This is a genomic window from Streptomyces sp. NPDC001508 (genome assembly GCF_040298665.1).
Taxonomy (GTDB): Bacteria; Actinomycetota; Actinomycetes; order Streptomycetales; family Streptomycetaceae; genus Streptomyces.
Window position 1 is genome coordinate 1 of sequence record NZ_JBEPAP010000045.1, and the last position, 15,201, is coordinate 15,201.

The window sequence follows — 15,201 nt, forward strand, 5'->3', positions numbered from 1 at the left end:
CATCGCCGCGGGGCCCGCCGGGGTGTGCTTGAGGACCAGGTCGTACGCCCAGACGGTGGCCGCGAGCGGGGTGGCGACGGTGAGCGCGGGCCGGCCGGCGCGGGCGGCCAGGGTCAGGCCCGCCGCGGTGCAGACACCGGCCGCTGCGAGGGCCGCGGCCGGCCGGATACGGCCGGACGGCAGCGGCCGGTGCGGGCGCTCGGCGGCGTCCTCGGCGCGGTCGGCCCAGTCGTTGAGGGCCATGCCAGCCTCGTACAGGCACAGGGAGGAGCCGATGGCCAGCAGGGTGTGGCGCCCGGGGCGCGCCGACACCGCGGCGGCCCCGGCCAGCACGTCACCGGGCACGGTGAACAGGGCGGGCAACCGCAGCAGTTCGGCCCAGGCCCGCAGCCGCGAATCCCGCCGACCGACACCGCCCCACAGCTGCGAATCCCACCGGCCGGCACCGCCCCACAGCCAGGAATCCCGCCGACCGGCATCGCCCCGCGGCCGGGACGGCGTGTCGGCCGCATGCCCCGTGCTGGGCTCCGCGCTGTCGTCGCTTGTGTGCGGCGGGGTGTGCCGGTGCGCCCGGTCCTCGTCGCCCGGCCCACTCCGCGCCGCCGAGCCACCGGCCCCCACCGCCGGGCCACCGGCCCGCACCACCAAGCCACCAAACCACGCCACCGGGCCACCAGCCCGCACCGCCAGGCCACCAGTCCGCGCCATCCGGCCACCGATCCGCACCACCGACCCACCGATCCACGCCGCCGACCCACCAGCCCGCACCACCGAGCCACCAGTCCGCGCCATCCGGCCACCGGCCCGCACCACCGAGCGACTGGCCCGCACCACCGACCCACCGATCCACGCCACCGACCCACCGATCCACGCCGCCGACCCACCGGCCCGCACCACCAAGCCACCGACCCACGCCACCAAGCCACCAGCCCGCACCACCGACCCACCGATCCACGCCGGCGCGTCACCAGTCCAGGCCGCCGGGCCGCCGGGTCGGGTCGTGGCGATGGGTCGGCGCGGCGACAGCACGCCCCTCAGCATCCGCGCACCTCCGCCGGTCCCCCGGCCGCCCCGGGCGACGGGTCCCGCAGTCGCTCCGCGAAGCGGCTGAGGGCCGTGTGCTGGTCGGCCAGGGACGACGGGGCATCGCCCAGGGGGTCCTTGAAGTAGAAGGCGAGGTCGGTCAGGGGGCCGGTGTGGCCGCGCTCGTGGGCGCGTGCGGTCAGCCGGGCCAGGTCGAGGACGAGCGGCGCGGCCAGCGCGGAGTCGCAGCCCTGCCAGATGGTCTGCAGGACCATGCGGGTGCCGAGGAAGCCGTCGAAGGCGACATGGTCCCAGGCGGTCTTCCAGTCGCCGAGGGCGGGCACGTCGTCGATGTGCACCTCGCCCTGCGGTGTGCCGCCGAGCGTGTCGGCGAGGACCCGTTCCTTGCCGGCGTTCTTGGCGGCGGCCGCCGCCGGGTCGGCGAGGGCGGCGCCGTCGCCGCCGCCCAGCAGGTTGGTGCCCGACCAGGCGCGGACCGCCAGTGCCCGCTGCGCGAACATCGGGCCGAGGACCGAACGGAGCAGGGTCTGCCCGGTCTTGCCGTCGCGGCCCGCGTACGGCAGACCGCTGTTCGCCGCCGCCTCGGCCAGCGCCGGATGGTGCAGACCGGTCGAAGGGGTGAAGTTCACGTACGGGCAGCCCGCCCGCAGGGCCGCCGCCGCGTACAGCGAACTGGGCGGCAGGGCATCACCGGTGGCGGTGGGTTCGGTGGATGCCACGTTCACGACGACGGCACGGTCGAGTCCGCCCCGCCGTACGAAGTCGGAGATGTCCGCGGCGAAGCCGGCGATCACCTCGTCGGGGTCCCGGGTGTCTGCCGGGGCCGGGCCGCCGGGCCTGATCTCGGCGTCGGCCGCTTCGAGTTCGCCCGCGACCGCGGCGGGCAGGCCGTGCGCCAGGACGCCGCCCGCCGCCAGTTGCTCGGCCCGCTTGGGCAGGGGGCAGTCGACCGTGTCGTGCCCGCCGAAGACGAGCGAGGCGAGGGGTGGCAGCCCGCAGTCGGCGAACAGAGGTGTCTCGGTGACCATTGCGGTGGGCGGATGCAGGCCGGCCGCGACGGCGGCGCAGCCCGCGACCACGGTGGTGGCGACGGAACCCCGGGCGCCGATCAGCCACACTCCCACGCGGTTTCGGGAAAGGGACGCGGACATGGGCAGCCTCCTTGTCGTGCGCGAACCCCGGCTAGGACGGGACGAAGACGGCGGGCGGGGGTCCGGCGTCCCCCGCCCGCCGCCGCTCACCTGCCCTGGGCGGGCAGTTCCTTGATCCGGATGTCGCGGAAGGACACCTGGTCGTCGGCTCCGTGGTTCTGGACGCCGACATGTCCGTCGCGCAGGCTCCGGGCCGGATCGGTGTTGGTGAAATCGTTGATCCTCACGCCGTTGAGCCAGATGCGGAGGCGCTCGCCCTCCACACGGATCTCGTACGTGTTCCACTCCCCCGGCGGGTTCAGCGCGCGGTCGCGCCTGTCCAGGTCGGCGGACTGGAAGCCGTAGACGGACCCGGTGGTCTTCTCGGGCGCGTCCGTGGCGTCGATCTGGATCTCATAGCCGTTGTTCACGGCCGACCAAGGGTCGTCGGAGGGCGGGAAGCCCACGAACACACCCGAGTTGTCGTCGCCGTCCAGCTTCCAGTCGAGCTTCAGGGAGTACGCCCCGAAGCTCTGGTCGGCGTACCAGAGCATCCCCATGCCGCCGGTCGAGGTCAGCGTGCCGTCCTCGGACAGGGTGAAGGAGCCCGGGCCCGCCTGGCGCCAGCCGTCCAGGGAGGTGCCGTCGAACAGCGGCCGGTAGCCGTTCTCCGGGCGGCAGTCGGCCTGGGTGTCGCCGATGGCCCAGCGGATGCCGCCCAGCAGGTGCTGCCGGAAGGCGGGTTCGGCGTAGGACTCCTTGGTGTGGCCGGCACCGGTGTAGAAGGCCCGGCCGCCCCGGTAGTCCTGGCACCAGGCGATCGGATGGTCGCCGTTCATGGTGCCGCCGCTGTACGACGACTCGTCGAGCGAGGCGAGGACATGGGCCCGTTCGCGCGGGTTGGAGCGGTAGTCGTACCACTCGTCGGTGCGCTCCCAGGTCCGTGCCAGGCCCGAGGTCGCCGGGTGGGCGCGGTCCTCCACGTCCACCGTGGCCGGCTGGATCGCCGGGTGCGACTGGAAGTAGGCGCCGGCCAGGCCGCCGTAGAACGCCCAGTCGTACTCGGTGTCGGCGGCGGCGTGGACGCCCACATAGCCGCCGCCCTGCCGGATGTAGCCCTCGAAGGCCCGCTGCTGGGTGCGGTCGAGGACGTCTCCCGTCGTGGACAGGAACACGACCGCGTCGTAGCGCCGCAGGTTCTTCGCGGTGAAGGCGCCGGCGTTCTCCGTGGCGTCGACGGCGAATCCGCCGTCCGCGCCGAGTGCCCTGACCGCCGCGATCCCTTCGGGGATCGAGTCATGCCGGAATCCGGCGGTCTTGGAGAAGACCAGCACCCGCTTGTCCTGTGCCGGGTGCGACGAGGCGGGTCCCGCCACGCAGCCGAGGAGGAGGGCCGCCCCGAGGACGGCGGTCGTCAGTCTGCCGGTCGAGCGCATCGCGGTCTCCTCTCAGCCCGTGGTGAAGACGAAGTCGTCGACGTCGAACAGGGCGCCGCCTCCGGTGCTCCCCTTGAAGACCAGGTAGAGCGTGGTGGTGCCCCTCGGTGCCTTCGACAGCGTGGCGGTGACGTCCTGGAAGGTGTCCCAGCCGCCGGTCACCGGCACGGTCGCCGTGCCGAGCAGCTTGCCCGTCGGGGAGCCCGTGCGGACCTCAAGGGTGCCGCCCGCGCCGCCGGAGGACACGCGTGCCGTGATCTGCTCGGCGTCGGACAGTACGTACGGCGTGAAGGAGATCCAGTCGCCGTTGTCGATGTCACCGACCGTCTTGCCGCCGTGCGCGCTGGTCTTGGTGATCACCGAGACGCCGGAGGAGTCACCGAAGTGCTCGGCCTGGCGGTGCCGGGGCTGCAGGACATTGCGGTCGTGCGAGGTGAGCGCGGCCTGGCCGCCGCCTCCGTTGTCGGTGTACTGGGCGTCGAACACGCCGAAGATGTTGGCGTTCTCGTCGTGGCCGCCGTCCGCGCTGGTCCGGATGGTGCCGGAGCAGCCGTTGGCGGAGGTCAGCGGGTGGCCGTGGGTGTCGTGGCCGAGGATGAAGTTGACCGTGACCTTGGAGCAGTCGAGCTTCCTGCCGTCCTCGGGGTCGGTGACCTTCACCTTGAACGGGACGGCGTCACCGAAGCTGAACAGCTGGCCGTCCTTCGGGAGTTGGAGGGTGATGGAGGGCGCGGTGTTGCCGACGACGATCTGCACGCTCGCGCTGCCGGTGCGTCCGCTCGGGTCCTTGGCGGTCACCGTGGCCGTGTAGGTGCCGTTCTTCTGGTAGGAGTGGCTCGGGCTCGCGCCGGTCGCGGTGGCGCCGTCGCCGAAGTCCCAGCTGTAGGTGAGCGCGTCGCCGTCCTGGTCGCTGCTGCCGGCCGAGGAGAACGTCACCTTCAGCGGTGCCCGTCCGGAGGTGCGGTTCGCCGCCGCCTGGGCCACCGGTGAGTGGCCGTCGGTGGCGTTCTCGATGCGGAACAGGCCGGAGTTGTCGTCGCCGCCGAACCAGGAGGTGCCGTAGTCGAGGACGTACAGCGCCCCGTCGGGTCCGAAGGCCATGTCCATCACCTGGGTGCCGGTCCAGGGCACGGGGTTGATGGACTGCACGGTGCCGTCCGCGTCGCTGGCGATGCGCCTGATCCAGCGGCGGCCGAACTCACCGGCGAAGAAGTCGCCGTCGTAGGCCTCCGGGAACTTCACGGGCGAGTCGAGCGCGGCATCGTAGTGGTAGACCGGTCCGCCCATGGGGGATTCGGATCCGTCGCCGAACTCGGGCACGGAGGGGCCGTCGTACGGGAGCCAGGCGGGCTGGGCCGGCGGCAGATCGATCAGGCCGGTGTTGTGCGGCGAGGTGTTCTTCGGTGCGGCGCAGTCGAAGGCGGCGCCGGACGTCTTGGTGGCGAAGTCGTACTCCTTGTACGCCTGGTTGTCGCCGATGCACAGCGGCCAGCCGTAGTTGCCGGGGCCGGTGATCCGGTCGAACTCGACCTGACCGGCGGGTCCGCGGTCGGGGTCGGCAAAGCCGGCGTCGGGCCCGTAGTCACCGACGTAGAGGATGCCGGTTTCCTTGTCGACGCTGAAGCGGAACGGGTTGCGGAAGCCCATCGCGTAGATCTCGGGGCGCGTCTTGGGGGTGCCGGGCGCGAAGAGGTTGCCGTCGGGGACGGAGTACGAGCCGTCGGCGTTCACCTTGATGCGCAGGATCTTGCCGCGCAGGTCGTTGGTGTTGCCGGCGGAACGGCGGGCGTCGAAGGCGGGGTTGCGGTCCGGTCGCTCGTCGAGGGGCGAGAAGCCGTCCGACTGGAACGGGTTGGTGTCGTCGCCGGTCGACAGGTAGAGGTTGCCGTCCTTGTCGAAGTCGATGTCGCCGCCGACGTGGCAGCACAGGCCGCGGGATGCCTGGACGTCGAGGATCTGCTTCTCGCTGGCCGTGTCGAGCGTGCCGTCCGGGTTCAGGACGAACCGGGAGAGCCGGTTGACGCCCTCGAAGGGGGCGAAGTCGGCGGCCGTGCCGGTCTCCGGGGCCTCGCCCGCGGGGGTGTCGAGCGGGGGCGCGTAGTAGAGGTAGATGAAACGGTTGTCGCTGAAGCCGGGGTCGACGCCGACGCCCTGGAGTCCCTCCTCGTCGTGCGAGTAGACGTCGAGCTTGCCGGCGATCTCGGTGTTGCCGGCGGCGTCGGTGAGGCGCAGCGTGCCGTCGCGCGAGGTGTGCAGCACGGAGCGGTCCGGCAGGACGGCGAGCGACATCGGCTCGCCGACCTCCGCCGCTCCCTTGGCGAGGGTGACCTGCTGGAAGTCCTCGGCCGCCGCGGCTGCCGGGTCGGCGACGGCTGCGCCGGCCTGCGGGGCGGTGAGACTGAGGGTGGCGCCCGCGAGCAGCGCCCCGCTCAGCAGGGCAACCGCCTTGCTGAATCGGCGTCGTCTGTGGGTCTCGTTTCCGCGGGTGCGGGTGGTGCGGTGGTTCCCGTGCACGAATGCCTCCAGAAAGGGGCTGGTTGTACGGGGCGGGTGCGGTACGCCGGGATGCGCCGTCATCCCGGAAGAACGGAGAAGTGACAGATGGTGGGCCGGTGCCCGCGCCCCTAGAAGGGACGCGAGGAACTGCGCGACCAGCCACAACGAAGCCGCAGACGACCGACCAGCGCCGGCCCCCACAAGGGACGCGAGGAACTGCGCGACCAGCCACAACGGCGCCGCGGACAACCGACCAGCGCCGGCCCCCACAAGGGACGCGAGGAACTGCGCGACCAGCCACAACGAAGCCGCAGACGACCGACCAGCGCCGGCCCCCACAAGGGACGCGAGGAACTGCGCGACCGGCCACAACGGCGCCGCGGACGACCGACGACACAACTCGGCCCGTCCAGCGGAGCGTCCCGCGGAGCGCTATTTACCGAACGCCGCGTCGAAGGAGGCCGCAGGCGGTTCGAAGTCGAAGGCCTTGAGGCGGGTCAGCGCCTCCGGGGCGCCCTGGAGCCGGTCCATGCCGGCGTCCTCCCACTCCACGGAGACGGGCCCCCGGTAGTCGATGGACCGCAGCATCCGGAAGACGTCCTCCCAGGGGACGTCGCCGTGCCCGGCGGACACGAAGTCCCAGCCGCGGCGCGGGTCGCCCCAGGGCAGATGGGAGCCGAGACGGCCGTTGCGGCCGTCGAGGCGCTTGCGGGCCTCCTTGCAGTCGACGTGGTAGATCCGGTCCCGGAAGTCCCACAGGAAGCCGACCGGGTCGAGGTCCTGCCAGACGAAGTGGGAGGGGTCGAAGTTGAGGCCGAAGGCGGGCCGGTTGCCGACGGCGGCCAGGGCGCGCTGGGTGGTCCAGTAGTCGTAGGCGATCTCGCTGGGATGGACCTCGTGCGCGAAGCGGACGCCCTCCGTGTCGAAGACGTCCAGGATGGGGTTCCAGCGGTCGGCGAAGTCCTGGTAGCCGCGGTCGATCATCGCCTCGGGCGCGGGCGGGAACATGGCGACCAGATGCCAGATGGCGGAGCCGGTGAAGCCGATGACGGTGTCCACGCCGAAGGCCGCCGCGGCGCGCGCGGTGTCGGCGATCTCGGCGGCGGCCCGCCGGCGTACGCCCTCCGCCTCGCCGTCGCCCCAGATCCGGGCGGGCAGGATCGCCTCGTGCCGCTCGTCGATGATGGCGTCGCAGACGGCCTGTCCGACCAGGTGGTTGGAGATGGCCCAGCACTTGAGGCCGTAGCCGTCGAGGAGTTGGTGCCGTGACTTCACGTAGGAGGGGTCGGCGAGGGCCTTGTCGACCTCGAAGTGGTCGCCCCAGCAGGCGAGTTCGAGTCCGTCGTAGCCGAAGTCGCGGGCGAGGCGGCAGACCTCCTCCAGGGGAAGGTCGGCCCACTGACCGGTGAAGAGCGTGAAACTGCGCGGCATTGGCGGGGCCTCCTCAGGCCGCGACGGGCGTGTAGACGGAGTTCTTCTCGGCGCTCTCCTCCACCGCGGCGAGCACACGCTGGACCTGTAGTCCGTCGGCGAAGGAGGGTTCGGGGGCGCTGCCCTCGGCGATGGCGAGCAGCAGATCGCGGGCCTGGTGGACGAAGCTGTGCTCGTAGCCGAGGCCGTGGCCCGGGGGCCACCAGCCCTCCAGGTAGGGGTGGTCGGGTTCGGTGACCAGGATGCGGCGGAAGCCGGCGTGCGTCCGGGGTTCGGTGCCGTCGTGGTAGGACAGCTCGTTCAGCCGCTCCAGGTCGAAGGCGAGCGAGCCGCGTTCGCCGTTGAGTTCGATGCGCAGCGCGTTCTTGCGTCCGGTCGCGTACCGGGTGGCCTCGAAGGAGGCCAGCGCGCCGGAGGCGAAGCGGCCGGTGAACAGGGCGGCGTCGTCGACGGTGACCTCTCCGGTGCCGGCGGCCGACACCGCGGCCAGGCCGCTGCTCGGGCCGGCGGGCAGCGGCCGCTGCCGTACGAAGGTCTCGGTGAGCGCGGAGACCCCGGCCAGCCGTTCGCCCGCCAGGTACTGGGCGAGGTCGACGATGTGCGCGCCGAGGTCGCCGAGCGAGCCGGATCCCGCGTGTTCCTTGCGCAGCCGCCAGGTGAGCGGGAACGCCGGGTCGACCAGCCAGTCCTGGAGGTAGCTGACCCGGACGTGCCGCAGGGTGCCGATCCGGCCGTCGGCGACCATGCGCCGGGCGAGCGCCGTGGCGGGCAGCCGCCGGTAGTTGAAGCCGACCATCGCCACCTGGCCGCGGGCCTTGGCCTGCTCGGCCGCGCGGGTCATCGCGGTGGCCTCCTCGACGGTGTTGGCGAGGGGCTTCTCGCACAGCACATGCTTGCCGGCGGCCAGGGCGGCGAGGGCGATCTCGGCGTGGCTGTCCCCGGGGGTGCAGATGTCGACGAGGTCGATGTCGTCCCGGGCGATCAGCGCACGCCAGTCGGTCTCGGCCGCCGCCCAGCCGTGCCGGTCCGCCGCCGCCCGGACCGCGGCGCCGTCCCGGCCGCAGATCGCGGCCAGGACCGGCCGTCGGGGCAGGTCGAAGACCCGGCCCACGGTGCGCCAGCCCTGGGAGTGGGCGGCGCCCATGAAGGCGTATCCGACCATGCCGACGCGGATCGGTGGCAGTGCCGCCTCCGGCCCGTCCGTCTGCTGCGGCTGTCCCATACGGAAGTCCTCCTGGTCCTCGTCATGTCCGGCGCCGCGGTGGCGCCGTGGGGGTGCGGGGCGGCACCGGTCAGCGGAAGCCCGTGGACATGTACTGGTCGACGTTGTCCTTGTCGACGACGGCCGAGTACAGCGTGATCGACGACGGGATCTCGTACTCGGCGAGACCGCCGATGCCCTTGCTCTGTCCGAGGGCGCGCGCCAGGTCGATCGCCGAGGCGGCCATGGTCGGCGGGTAGAGCACGGTCGCCTTCAGCACGCCGTTGTCCTGCTTGATGGCCTGGAAGGCGGAGAGCGCACCGGCCCCGCCGACCATCAGGAACTCGTCGCGGCCGGCCTGTTCGATGGCGCGCAGCGCGCCCACGCCCTGGTCGTCGTCGTGGTTCCAGACGGCGTCGATCTTCGACTGGGCCTGGAGCAGCTGGGACATCTTGGCCTGTCCCGACTCGACGGTGAAGTCGGCCGCCTGCCGGGCGACCTTCTTGATGTTCGGGTAGTTCTTGAGCGCGTCGTCGAAGCCCTGGGTGCGCTGCTTGGTCAGCTCCAGGTTGTCGATGCCGGCCAGTTCCACGACGCGGGCGTCCGACTTGTCCTTCAGCTTCTCGCCGATGTAGCTGCCCGCGTTGAAGCCCATGCCGTAGTTGTCGCCGCCGATCCAGCAGCGGTAGGCCTGCGGGGTGTTGAAGATCCGGTCCAGGTTGATCACCGGGATGCCGGCGCGCATCGCCTTCAGACCGACCTGGGTGAGGGCCTTGCCGTCGGCGGGCAGGATGACCAGCACGTCGACCTTCTTGTTGATCAGGGTCTCGATCTGGCCTATCTGCGCGGCGGTGTCGTTGGAGCCCTCGGTGATCTCCAGGGTGACGTCCGAGTACTTCTTGGCGCGGCCCTCGGCGTTCTCGTTGATCGCGTTGAGCCAGCCGTGGTCGGCCTGGGGTCCGGCGAACCCGATGGTGACCTGCTTGCCGGGCTTGTCGTCGGCGGCCGGCCGGTCGTTCGCGGCGGGCTTCTCGTCGTCGGCCCCGCCGTTCTCGGTGCTCTCGTTGCTCGTGCAAGCGGTGAGCAGGGCGCCGGCGGAGACCGCGGCGGTCCCGAAGAGCAGTCCTCTGCGGCTGGTGAGCTGTGACATGGCGGTGAACCCTTTCCTCAGGTCGTGCTCGCGGTACGGCGCTGGACCAGCACGGCGGCGACGATGATCGCGCCCTTGGCGATCTGCTGGACGTCGCTCTGCAGGTTGTTCAGGGCGAAGATGTTGGTGATCGTGGTGAAGATCAGGACACCGAGCACGGAGCCGGTGATGGTGCCGCGGCCCCCGCTGAGCAGGGTTCCACCGATGATCGCGGCCGCGATGGCGTCGAGTTCGTACAGATTGCCGTTGGTGTTCTGGCCCGAGCCGGACAGGATGATCAGCAGGAAGGCTGCGATGCCGCAGCACAGTCCGGACAGCAGATAGAGGTAGAGCCGCTGGCGGCGCACGTCGATGCCGGCGAGCCGGGCGGCCTCCGCGTTGCCGCCGACGGCGACCGTGCGGCGGCCGAAGGTGGTCCGGTTGAGCACGAGCCAGCCGATGATCGTCACGACCGCGAAGACCAGGACGAGCGGCGGGATGCCGAGCACATAGGAGTCGCGCTCGCCCAGTTCGAGGATGCCGTCGACGGTCACGATCTGCGTCTTGCCGTCGGTGATCTGCAGGGCGAGGCCGCGCGCCGAGGCCAGCATCGCGAGGGTGGCGATGAACGGGACCAAGCTGCCGTAGGCGATGAGTACGCCGTTGACCAGCCCGCAGCCCACGCCGACGAGCACCGCGGTGAACAGAATGCCGGCGAAGCCGAAGTCCTGGGTGGCCACCGTCGTCGCCCACACCGAGGCGAGGGCGACGATGGCGCCGACCGACAGGTCGATGCCGCCGGAGGTGATGACGAAGGTCATGCCGACCGTGACGACGCCGATCACCGAGGCCTGGGTGAGGACCAGTTGGAGGTTGCGGGTGTCGAGGAACTCGTCCGGTTTGGTGATGCCGCCGACCACGACGAGCGCGAGCAGCACGCCGAGCAGCGAGAGGGTGCGGACGTCGGCGCGGGCCACGAGGGAGCGCCAGGCGGGCAGGGGGCCGATCGGCTGCACCTTGTCGGTGCTGTCCCGCGGCGGGGAGGCGTGCTGCGTCATGACGCCGGGCTTCCTTCCATGACGAGGTCGAGTACGCGGTGTTCGTCCAGTTCGCGGGCGGGTGCCTCGTGTACGACGTGGCCCTCGCGCAGCACCAGCACACGGTCGGCGAGCCCCAGCACTTCGGGGACCTCGCTGGACACGAGGAGCACGGCGAGCCCTTCGTCGGCCAGCCGGCGCACGACCGCGTACAGCTCGGCGCGGGCGCCGACGTCGACGCCGCGGGTCGGCTCGTCGAGCAGCAGCACACGGCAGCCGCGCAGCAGCCAGCGGGCCAGGACGGCCTTCTGCTGGTTTCCACCGGAGAGGGTGCGCACGGGCACGGAGGGGTTGTCGGGGCGCAGCGACAGTTCGCGGGTCGCCGCGCGGGCCGCGCCCAGTTCGGCACGCCGGTCGAGCCAGCCGCCGCGCGAGAAGCGGGAGAGGGTGGAGACGGACACGTTCCGGGTGACGGACTCCTGCATGAGCAGGGCCTGCGCCTTGCGTTCCTCCGGGGCGAGACCGAGTCCGGCGCGGACCGCGGAGCGTACGCTGCCGGGCCGCAACGGGCTGCCGTCCACCAGGACTTGGCCGGTGCTGGGTTTGCGGGCGCCGTAGACGGTCTCCAGCACCTCGGAGCGGCCCGAGCCGACGAGTCCGGCGAGGCCGACGATCTCCCCGGCCCGTACGGTGAGGTCGAGCGGTGCGAACTCGCCCGCCCGGGACAGCCCGCGGACCTCCAGGACGGGGGCGCCGGCGGGCGCGGCGGCGGGCCGCTCGGGGAAGACGTACTCGACGTTGCGCCCCGTCATCAGCGCCACGACATCGCGAGTCGGTGTCGTCTTCGCGGGCAGTCCGCCCGCGACCGCGCGGCCGTCCTTGAGCACCGTCACCCGGTCGCCGATGCGCCGGATCTCCTCCAGGCGGTGCGAGATGTAGACGACCGCCACGCCGTCGGCGGTCAGGGCGGCGACGATGCGGAACAGGTTGTCCACCTCGTCCGGGTCGAGGGCGGCGGACGGCTCGTCCATGACGATGAGCCGTACGTCGTGGGAGAGCGCCCGGGCCATGGAGACGATCTGCTGCTGGGCCGCGGACAGTTCGCCGACGAGCTGGGCCGGGTCGATCTCCGGATGGCCGAGGCGCTTGAGGAGTCGGGCGGCCGAGGCGCGCGCGGCCTTGTGGCGTACGACGAATCCGGCGGCCGTCGGCTCATGGCCGAGGTGGACGTTCTCGGCCACCGACAGGTGCTCCACCAGGTCGAGTTCCTGGTAGATGGTGGCGATGCCGAGGCGCATGGCGGCGATGGGCGAGCGGAGCGTGACCGCCTCGCCGCGCCAGTCGATGGTGCCGCTGTCCGGCTGGTGGGCACCCGCCAGCACCTTGATCAGGGTGGATTTGCCGGCCCCGTTCTGGCCGAGCAGGCAGTGCACTTCACCGGCCTGGACGTCAAGGTCGACGCCGTCGAGGGCCCGGACGCCGGGGAACGACTTGGTGATGCCGGACATGCTGAGCAGCGGTGGTTCTGGTGCCATGTGGGTTCCCCTCGGCGGGCGTGCGGGGCCGGAGTCAGGGCGGGGTCACCTGCGTACGCAGGCGCGTGGGAGCAGGGCGGGGCAGCGCGGGGCGCCGTGCCGGGTGGTGCGCGGAAGAAGGTGCTGCGAAGAAGAGAGAGTGGTGCACGGAAGAGCGGGGTGCGCGGAAGAGCGGGGTGCGCGGAAGAGCGGGGTGCGCAAAAGAAGGTGCTGCGAAGAAGAGGGCGGTGCGGAGAAGAGGGTGGTGCGCGAGTCGGCTACGCGGGTGAGAACAGGTGGTCGCTGATCAGTCGGGCCGCGCCGATGACTCCGGCGTTCTGGCCCAACTCCCCTAGGACGATGGGCAGATTGCCGGTGGCCAGCGGCAGTGACTGGCGGTAGACCTGGGTGCGGATCGCGGCGAGCAGGGTGTGGCCGAGGCCGGTCACCCCACCGCCGATCACCACCAGGCCGGGGTTGAAGAAGGAGACGAGTCCGGCGATGACCTGACCGACGTGGTTGCCGCCCTCGCGGATCAGGCCGAGCGCGATGGCGTCGCCCGCGGCAGCAGCGGCGGCGACATCGACACCCGTCAGGGTGCCGTTCGCCGCGAGCCGCCCCGCGAGTTCCGCCGACAGACCCTGTTGGGCCGCTTCCAGTGCGTCGCGGGCGAGTGCCGCCCCGCTGAAGTGGGCTTCCAGGCAGCCCCGGTTGCCGCAGGCGCACGGCCGGCCGTCGGGCACCGCCTGGATGTGCCCGATGTCGCCCGCGCTGCCCGTCACCCCGCGGTGGACCTCACCGCCGGCGACGATGCCACAGCCGATGCCGGTACCGATCTTGACGCAGAGAAAGTCGCCCACGGAACGCGCGACGCCCGCGTGCCGCTCCCCCATCGCCATCAGGTTCACGTCGTTGTCGACCATGACCGGGCAGCCGAGTTCCTGGCTGAGCGCCTCCCGCACCGGGAAGCCGTCCCAGCCCGGCATGATCGGCGGGGCGACCGGGACGCCCTCGGGGAAGCGGACGGGGCCCGGAACGCCGATACCGGCGCCGTCGAAGCCCTCCGCGAGCCCCGAGGCCCGCAACTTCGCTGCCATGGCGAGGACTTGCTCGAAGACCGCGACGGGCCCCTCGCGTACGTCCATGGGCTGGTTGAGGTGTCCCAGCACCTCCAGTTCGGCGTTGGTGACGGCGACGTCGACCGAGGTCGCGCCGATGTCGACGCCGAGGAACCGGAGGTTGGGGGCGAGCCGGATGTTGTGGGACCGGCGTCCGCCGCGGGAGGCGGCGAGGCCGTCGGCGACCGCGAGCCCGGTCTCCAGCAGCCGGTCCACCTCCACGGCCAGCTTGGACCGCGAGAGGTCGATCTGCTCGCCCAGCTGTGCACGGGAGTTGGGGCCTTGGTCGCGCAACAGCTTGAGCAACCTGGCCTGATGGGCGTTCGCGGGTCGTGCGGTCATGCGTCTCACGAGCCCCTCCCCGCCTCAACTCGGCCATCCGGGTGTGTCTTTCGAGGGGAACGTAGCAGTCACCGCCGAAGCTGGGAAGAAGCTGTGCACTGATTCCCGCGAACTTTCTCCTCTCACAGGACAAAGACCCGCCGCCTCCGGCGAGGCAACCGTTACAAACCTCAAGAAACCCCTACAACAAAGCCCACCCCCGGCGCAGCCACCCCACCGGTGAAGCAAGCCCCATGACCAACGCACCGCCGCACCGCCGCACCGCCGCACCGCCGCACCGCCGCACCGGACCACCATGGCACCCGGGCTGACCGCTCGGAGCGGGTCGACCGGCCGGGGTCCGCCCGATGAAGTTCCACCAGCGCCACGGACCCGACCGGCCGGGCCGCGGCGGCCCGCACCCGAGCCGGGCTACGGGCGCCCGGGATCAGCCGGTCGGCAGGAGCCGCCATCGGTGCGCGGCCGGAGGCCCGCCGCAGCGCCGACTCAACCGGCCAACACCTCCGCGGGCCAGCCCGCACACCACACCCGCACCCCAGCCCCACCCTCACCCAACCGAACAAACCCGCCCGGCCTCGCGCAGCACCGCCCGTACACCGTGCGCGGAACCCCGTTGCCAGGTCAGGGTGTTGTGCGGGCCTGGTAGGAGTGCCGGGTGTGTTCCGTGTGTTCGCGCATCAGTTGCGTCGCGAGCGCTTCGTCGTGGCCGGCCACCGCCGCGATCAGGGCGCGGTGCTGCACCCAGGACTGCCGGGCGCGCCGGCGGGCCACCGGCGTGTAGTACCAGCGCACCCCCCGGTCGACCTGCCCGGCCGGCTCCGCGAGGACCGCGTTGCCCGCCAGCTCCGAGATCTTGGCGTGGAAGGCCGCGTTCAGCGCCACCGCACCGTCCACGTCGTCCGCGGCCACGGCCTTCTCCCCCTGCGCGCACAGTTCCTTGAGCACCGCGATCCCCGCGCTGCCCGCGTTCGCCGCGGCGAGCCGCGCCGCCTCCGCCTCCGCCTCCGCCTCCGCCTCCGCCTCCAGCAGCGTCCGCACGGTGGGCAGCTGATCGGCCTCGTCGTCCGTCGGCTCGTGCACGAACGCCCCCCTGGGCCGGCCGCAGATCCACCCAGCCCTCGGTGCTGAGCCGCTGCAACGCCTCCCGCACGGGTTGCCGGGAACACCCCGAGGTGCCCGGCGAGTTCGCTCTCGACGAGGTGCCGGCCGGGCCGCAGCGCGCGCGTGGTGATGAGTTCGAGCAGCGCCTCGTAGACACGGTCGCGCAGCGGGCCGGGCCGGCTTGGGCACGGCCCCCGGTGGCAGTCCGGTCGACAGCATCGC

Annotated in this window: 10 protein-coding genes and 1 pseudogene; all 11 read right to left on the bottom strand. The window is 72.0% G+C overall.

What is annotated here, in order from left to right; genetic code table 11:
• Positions 1-456: UbiA family prenyltransferase (locus tag ABT245_RS31350; protein WP_351740187.1), on the bottom strand; the 456-nt coding region annotated here is incomplete at its 3' end.
• A gap of 578 nt (positions 457-1,034) precedes the next feature.
• Complete coding sequence (locus ABT245_RS31355) at positions 1,035-2,195, bottom strand: inositol-3-phosphate synthase (RefSeq protein WP_351740030.1); 1,161 nt, start codon at positions 2,193-2,195, stop codon at positions 1,035-1,037.
• An 86-nt stretch (positions 2,196-2,281) separates the two neighbouring features.
• The gene (locus tag ABT245_RS31360) at positions 2,282-3,610 is read right to left on the bottom strand and encodes a ThuA domain-containing protein (protein WP_351740032.1); all 1,329 of its coding nucleotides are present in this window, start codon (positions 3,608-3,610) and stop codon (positions 2,282-2,284) included.
• Positions 3,611-3,622: 12 nt separating this feature from the next.
• Positions 3,623-6,124 (bottom strand): PQQ-dependent sugar dehydrogenase, encoded by a 2,502-nt coding sequence (locus tag ABT245_RS31365; protein ID WP_351740035.1) that lies wholly within the window; start codon positions 6,122-6,124, stop codon positions 3,623-3,625.
• 414 nt (positions 6,125-6,538) lie between these two features.
• Positions 6,539-7,537 (bottom strand): sugar phosphate isomerase/epimerase family protein, encoded by a 999-nt coding sequence (locus ABT245_RS31370; RefSeq protein ID WP_351740038.1) that lies wholly within the window; start codon positions 7,535-7,537, stop codon positions 6,539-6,541.
• 13 nt (positions 7,538-7,550) lie between these two features.
• A complete protein-coding gene (locus tag ABT245_RS31375; RefSeq protein WP_351740040.1) occupies positions 7,551-8,759 on the bottom strand; it encodes a Gfo/Idh/MocA family protein in 1,209 nt (402 codons plus the stop codon).
• A gap of 70 nt (positions 8,760-8,829) precedes the next feature.
• Complete coding sequence (locus ABT245_RS31380) at positions 8,830-9,888, bottom strand: substrate-binding domain-containing protein (RefSeq protein WP_351740042.1); 1,059 nt, start codon at positions 9,886-9,888, stop codon at positions 8,830-8,832.
• Between the two features lie 17 nt (positions 9,889-9,905).
• Positions 9,906-10,925 (bottom strand): ABC transporter permease, encoded by a 1,020-nt coding sequence (locus tag ABT245_RS31385; RefSeq protein ID WP_351740044.1) that lies wholly within the window; start codon positions 10,923-10,925, stop codon positions 9,906-9,908.
• Entirely contained in the window at positions 10,922-12,439 is a 1,518-nt protein-coding gene (locus ABT245_RS31390) for a sugar ABC transporter ATP-binding protein (protein WP_351740046.1), read from the bottom strand. The genes ABT245_RS31385 and ABT245_RS31390 overlap by 4 nt, the downstream gene beginning before the upstream one ends.
• A 257-nt stretch (positions 12,440-12,696) precedes the next feature.
• Complete coding sequence (locus ABT245_RS31395; RefSeq protein WP_351740049.1) at positions 12,697-13,878, bottom strand: ROK family protein; 1,182 nt, start codon at positions 13,876-13,878, stop codon at positions 12,697-12,699.
• A gap of 621 nt (positions 13,879-14,499) precedes the next feature.
• A pseudogene (locus ABT245_RS31400) lies at positions 14,500-15,198 on the bottom strand (GntR family transcriptional regulator).
• Between the last annotated feature and the right edge of the window lie 3 nt (positions 15,199-15,201).

Excerpts from the sequence above, each read along its gene's own strand:
- ABT245_RS31395 (WP_351740049.1), bottom strand. The coding sequence starts at position 13,878 with ATGACCGCACGACCCGCGAACGCCCATCAGGCCAGGTTGCTCAAGCTG.
- ABT245_RS31360 (WP_351740032.1), bottom strand. The coding sequence starts at position 3,610 with ATGCGCTCGACCGGCAGACTGACGACCGCCGTCCTCGGGGCGGCCCTC.
- ABT245_RS31390 (WP_351740046.1), bottom strand. The coding sequence starts at position 12,439 with ATGGCACCAGAACCACCGCTGCTCAGCATGTCCGGCATCACCAAGTCG.
- ABT245_RS31375 (WP_351740040.1), bottom strand. The coding sequence starts at position 8,759 with ATGGGACAGCCGCAGCAGACGGACGGGCCGGAGGCGGCACTGCCACCG.
- ABT245_RS31355 (WP_351740030.1), bottom strand. The coding sequence starts at position 2,195 with ATGTCCGCGTCCCTTTCCCGAAACCGCGTGGGAGTGTGGCTGATCGGC.
- ABT245_RS31380 (WP_351740042.1), bottom strand. The coding sequence starts at position 9,888 with ATGTCACAGCTCACCAGCCGCAGAGGACTGCTCTTCGGGACCGCCGCG.
- ABT245_RS31385 (WP_351740044.1), bottom strand. The coding sequence starts at position 10,925 with ATGACGCAGCACGCCTCCCCGCCGCGGGACAGCACCGACAAGGTGCAG.
- ABT245_RS31370 (WP_351740038.1), bottom strand. The coding sequence starts at position 7,537 with ATGCCGCGCAGTTTCACGCTCTTCACCGGTCAGTGGGCCGACCTTCCC.